The organism is Falsiroseomonas oryzae, from assembly GCF_027856955.1.
GTDB lineage: Bacteria > Pseudomonadota > Alphaproteobacteria > Acetobacterales > Acetobacteraceae > Falsiroseomonas > Falsiroseomonas oryzae.
Genome location: NZ_JAPSMD010000788.1, coordinates 1 through 1,344, shown reverse-complemented (window position 1 = coordinate 1,344; position 1,344 = coordinate 1). Strand labels below are relative to the sequence as shown.

1 protein-coding gene and 1 pseudogene are annotated in these 1,344 nt (G+C 74.6%); both read right to left on the bottom strand.

Annotated elements, in window-relative coordinates:
• Nucleotides 1–414: pseudogene (locus OZN99_RS31695) on the bottom strand (lytic transglycosylase domain-containing protein); the annotation flags it as partial.
• 268 nt (nucleotides 415–682) lie between these two features.
• The coding region (locus OZN99_RS31690) for a uracil-DNA glycosylase (RefSeq protein WP_270939165.1) at nucleotides 683–1,344 on the bottom strand (662 nt) is incomplete at its 5' end.

Sequence of the window (1,344 nt, the reverse complement as noted above, 5' to 3'; positions counted from 1 at the left end):
CAGCGCGGCGTTGCGGGCCGGGCTGCGGGCCGGGGGGTCGCGCTCCTCCGGCACCACCTCCGCGCCGTCCACCAGCGCGTCCTGCACCGGGGCGGGCGGCAGTGCCGCGCCGCGCGGCGCGCGGCGCACCAGCAGGGCGTGGATGGCCGGGGCGTCGGGATGGTCGGCATATTCGCCGAGCCAGGCGGCCAGCTCCGCCAGGGACGGGCTCTGCGGCCCGCGCATCCAGCGGTCGGCCAGGACGTGGCCGAGCAGACGGCGGTCGTCCAGCCGGTCGGTCTCGCGCACGGCCGCCGCGATCTCGCCCCGGGACTGGAGCTCGAAGATACGGCGAAGCCGCGCCGCATCCGACGGCGCGAGGGGTTGCGGGAACCCGGCGATCCCACCCTGCAGCGAGGGACGGGGAACGCTCATGGCGGTCTGGTCGGCCCGTTGCCCGAACGCAGGGACCTGAGCCCCCACGGTCATCGTCGCCCCCAGGAGGAGCACCAGCGCCGTGCGGCGGGAGGTGCGAACCGGGCGGGGGCGCCGGGCCATGGGGCAGATCGCTCGCATGGCCCCGTTCCCCTACAGGCCGTCCGGACGGCGAGGCAACCCTCCATTCCTGAGAAAATCTCGACTCTTTAGACGTCCGTTAACATGTCAGCAGGTTGCAAGACGTTGTTCGCTGCATTTTTCACCCTCAACCGGGCGTGACATGCCCATCCAGGGTGCGACGGAGCAGCACCAGGTCCGCCCAGGCGTCGCGCTTGGCGGCCGGGCTGCGCAGCAGATAGGCGGGGTGCAGGGTGGCCAGCGCCGGCAGGGCGGCCTCCCCCTCCGTCGGCAGCCGGTGCCAGCGGCCGCGCAGGCGGGTGATGCCGTCCCGGGCACGCAGCAGGGTCTTCGCCGCCACACCGCCCAGCAGCACCAGGTGCCGCGGCTGCACCAGCGCGATGTGGCGCAGCACGAAGGGCAGGAAGAGCGTGATCTCCGCGTCCGTCGGCGTGCGGTTCCCGGGGGGGCGCCAGGGCAGGATGTTGGTGACGTAGAAGTTGCGCGACCGGTCGAGACCGATGCTGGCCATCATGCGGTCCAGCAGCTGGCCGGAGACGCCGACGAAGGGGCGACCGAGCCGGTCCTCGTCGGCGCCGGGCGCCTCGCCCACCAGCATCAGCCCGGCCTCCGGCACGCCGTCCGAGAACACCAGGTTGCTGGCCGTGTCCTTCAGCGGGCTGTCGGCCGCGGCGATGGCGGCCTTCAGGGCGGCGAGGTCGGCGGCCTCCGCGGCGAGCCGCGCCGCAGCCGCGGGGGCGGCGACCAGGGCGAGCGGCGCGACCTGGACGGCGGGACGCGCGAGCGCGG